This window comes from Mucilaginibacter sp. (assembly GCF_036383575.1).
Taxonomy (GTDB): domain Bacteria; phylum Bacteroidota; class Bacteroidia; order Sphingobacteriales; family Sphingobacteriaceae; genus Mucilaginibacter.
Genome location: NZ_DASVOB010000219.1, coordinates 1 through 3581 on the forward strand (window position 1 = coordinate 1; position 3581 = coordinate 3581).

At 43.9% G+C, this 3581-nt stretch carries 3 protein-coding genes; 1 reads left to right on the forward strand and 2 read right to left on the reverse strand.

What is annotated here, in order from left to right; genetic code table 11:
• The coding region (locus VF500_RS07835; RefSeq protein ID WP_330859142.1) for a methionyl-tRNA formyltransferase at window positions 1-568 on the forward strand (568 nt) is incomplete at its 5' end.
• A gap of 628 nt (window positions 569-1196) precedes the next feature.
• Here the strand turns inward: VF500_RS07835 and VF500_RS07840 are convergent.
• Complete coding sequence (locus VF500_RS07840) at window positions 1197-3155, reverse strand: M1 family metallopeptidase (RefSeq protein ID WP_330859143.1); 1959 nt, start codon at window positions 3153-3155, stop codon at window positions 1197-1199.
• A gap of 189 nt (window positions 3156-3344) precedes the next feature.
• The coding region (locus VF500_RS07845) for a chorismate-binding protein (RefSeq protein ID WP_330859144.1) at window positions 3345-3581 on the reverse strand (237 nt) is incomplete at its 5' end.

Sequence of the window (3581 nt, forward strand, 5' to 3'; positions counted from 1 at the left end):
CCCTATTAACTGGGCGCTGATCAATGGCGAAAAAGAAAGCGGTGTAACCACCTTCTTTTTAAAACACGACATTGATACCGGCAACATCCTCTTCACCGAAAAAATAACACTTACCGGCCACGAAGATGCCGGCGAACTGCACGACCGCCTCATGAACAAAGGCGCAGGATTATTGGTAAAAACAGTTAAAGCGGTTGAGAGCGGCCGTTACAACGAGCACCCGCAAGCTCAGCTGGCCGAGGGAACAGAGTTAAGACACGCACCAAAGATCTTTAAAGATGATTGCCAGATAGATTGGACACAACCAGCGCTGTCAATCTACAACAAAATTCGCGGTCTGAGCCCTGTGCCTACTGCTTATACTGAACTCAATGGAAAAAATTTAAAAGTTTACGCATCCGAATATCAGCTATCGGAAACAGACATACAACCCGGAGCCTTTTTAACGGATAACAAAACCTATTTGAAGTTTGCCACCAAGGATGGTTTTATATTGCTAAAAGACATTCAGTTAGAAGGCAAGAAACGTATGGGTATCGAGGATTTTTTGAGGGGAGTGAAGTTATAGCGATTTGTGATTGCCAACCCCGGGATCTATAAAATGAACCCGAGGTTGATCATTATCTTGTAAAAGGTATAATATCTAAGAGTAACATAGCGCAGAACATCAGGGTCCTCTACGAGTTTAAGTTAACCCACAAAATTGTTTTGCCGTTTAATCACCGAGCGTTTTGTTTTGCCCCTCTGGGGCAAAGGGTATTTCTATACTTTTTATGCTACAAACCTTTTGCACCTCTGGTGCATCTGTCCTTAAGTATCTCAATTAATGCCTGATTAAAACGTTGCCGGCCCCGGCGGAGCCACGTGTTTATAACATTAAAAGAGTATATTTTTTGGCTCCGTAGGTGCCTCCTATTGAAATTTCAGGTTGGTGAATTTTGTGGGTTAACTTAAACTCACAGAGGCCCCTGATGGGATGGGAAATTTTATAATATGGGCGTTGCCTGCGGCCCGAGCTTTCCGTTACAAGTCCTCGCTTTGCCCGCTCACAAGCCCAACCCGCGCTGTGGGCTTTACACTGCAATCCCTAACGCGGCCTTCGCGCACCATCCCCCAATATATTTTACACGCCATCACGATTTTTACCAGAGATTCTCTGGCGGTTACTCAATGACGTGATGAAGAAGGCATATTGCTTACTTTTTCAATTCGTAACTATTATTGCCCCTATCCACATCAGGATAGATCTTATCCGGATCGATAACAACTTTGGCAACAGCCGCTTTTTTGTCCCCGGTGAAAGTATAAATACTGCTGTACTCCCAAATCTCTACCGGAAATTCACGATATTCCCTTGATCCATCGGCATAAGTTATTTCAACAACTAATGGCATGGCGGCCTTTTCCATATTTTCAATGGTGATGTTGGGTTGGGTACCTGCCGGGCTTTCCACTTTGGTTATCTTTTGATCAAGGCGATAGTTTTCCAAAAACATCGATTTCCAAAACCAGGTCAGGTCTTCACCGGTTGAACTGTCTACGCTTCTGAAAAAATCCCAGGGCGTTGGGTGTTTATAAGCCCAGTCGCGGATGTATTTTCTGAAAGCGTTGTCAAAACGTTCGGGGCCTAAGATCTGGTTCCGCAAAAGTGCTAAGGAGTATGCCACTTTTTGATATTGCAGCGGATACACCTGATTGCCAGGCAATGCATCGGGCCGGGTAATAATGGGCAACAACTTTTCTGAAAACAGCGAATCAAGCGGACTATCGATCTCTACATAACCTATAAACTCACCTTTATTAAAAGCTTTGGTAGCTATTTTATCGATGAACATGTTAAATCCTTCGTCCATCCAGGCATATTTGCGCTCATTGCTTCCCACTACCATCGGGAACCAGGTATGCCCCAGCTCGTGGTTTACTACTGCAAAATACATATTGCCGGTATCTTTTGCCGAACAGAAAACCATGCCGGGATACTCCATACCATCAAGATTTGAAGCCACGTTAACTGCTTTATTGTAGGGATACGGGAACCATTTCTCCGAAAAATGCTGCAAAGTAAATTTGATATATTCCGACGAACGCTTCCAGCTGCCTTGCTTCTCCGATTCTACCGGGTACACCGAACTTCCCATTACCCGCCTGCCATTGGCAAGTTTAAAACTTAAGCCTTCCCAAATAAATGAGCGCGAGGCAGTCCATGCAAAATCACGGGCGTTATCCAGTTTAAACTTCCATGTACAGGTTGCCTTGGCTGGCCTTGACAATGGATCAGTTACTTCCTTCGCTGTGCGGATCTGTACCGGCAAATCGCTTTGTTTGGCTGCCTGCCAGCGCTTTAATGCAGATGACGTTAATACTTCTTCTGGATTAAGCAGATCGCCTGAGCTTTCAACAATAAGTCCTGATGGTACGGTAATGTTTACCCTAAAATTGCCATACTCCAGGTAAAACTCACCATTACCTAAGTACGGCAGCGTGTTCCATCCTTCTATATCATCTAATACGCACATCCGTGGGTACCATTGCGCTACTGCATAAATATTGCCGTTTTTTGTTGGGAGGATATCGGTACGGTTAACCAGGAAATCGGCATTTTTATAGTTTACAGGGAAGTTATACCGGTAGCGGATACTGAAACTGATTGCCTGTCCGCTTAAAAGAGGCTGCGACAATTCAAGCTGCATCCGGGTATCATAAATATGATATTTAATATTTCCGCCTTTATTACCTGCAAGCTGCACGCCTTCTACCTGGTACCCGCCGTCGGGAGTAGTTTTACCAGGATCCTGGTAAAGGAACAATTTGGATTGGATTCCCCGCGAATCTTTTTTAAACACATTTTGTTCCAACTGCAACCACAAGGCAGAAAGTGACTTCGGACTATTATTGGTATATGTAATGGTAGCAGTACCGGTAATTACATTGGTTTTATCATCAAGCGCTACATCAATTGTATAATCAGCCTTGTTTTGCCAATAGGCTGGACCCGGTTCGCCAGTGGCGGTACGATATGAATTGCCCGGCGGCAGTAAAGGTAACGCAGGGAACAGATCGGCGGGCTTATACTTTGTTTGGGCGAGGGTTATACCACCAATAAATAACAACAGGGTAACGAGAATCAGTTTTATGTTTTGTAGGGGTTTTAACATAATGACAATTAAAAGAGCAAGTGTTTAAAAATTTCACTGCTCAATATAATGAAAATTGATGATCTGTAAAGTGTCTTTTGTAGAGGCGCATCACATGCGTCTCCCATAGGACAAGCAGTATTAGACAATTAATCTATTCGTAGTCTGCATGCGAAAGACGCATGTGATGCGTCTCTACAGAGAAAACTGCTATCCTCCCAAAACCTGCATCACCGCAGCAGCCTTCAACAAACATTCTTCATACTCATTTTCGGCAATGGCATGATAGGTAATAGCCCCACCTGCGTGAAATGACAAGTATTTATTAGAAGAGTTATAAAGCAACGACCGGATCACTACATTAAAATCAAAATCATCATCGGGACTAAAATAGCCTATAGCCCCGGAGTATACCCCGCGTTTACTGCGCTCGTATTGTTCCATTAG

Excerpts from the sequence above, each read along its gene's own strand:
- VF500_RS07840 (WP_330859143.1), bottom strand. The coding sequence starts at position 3,155 with ATGTTAAAACCCCTACAAAACATAAAACTGATTCTCGTTACCCTGTTG.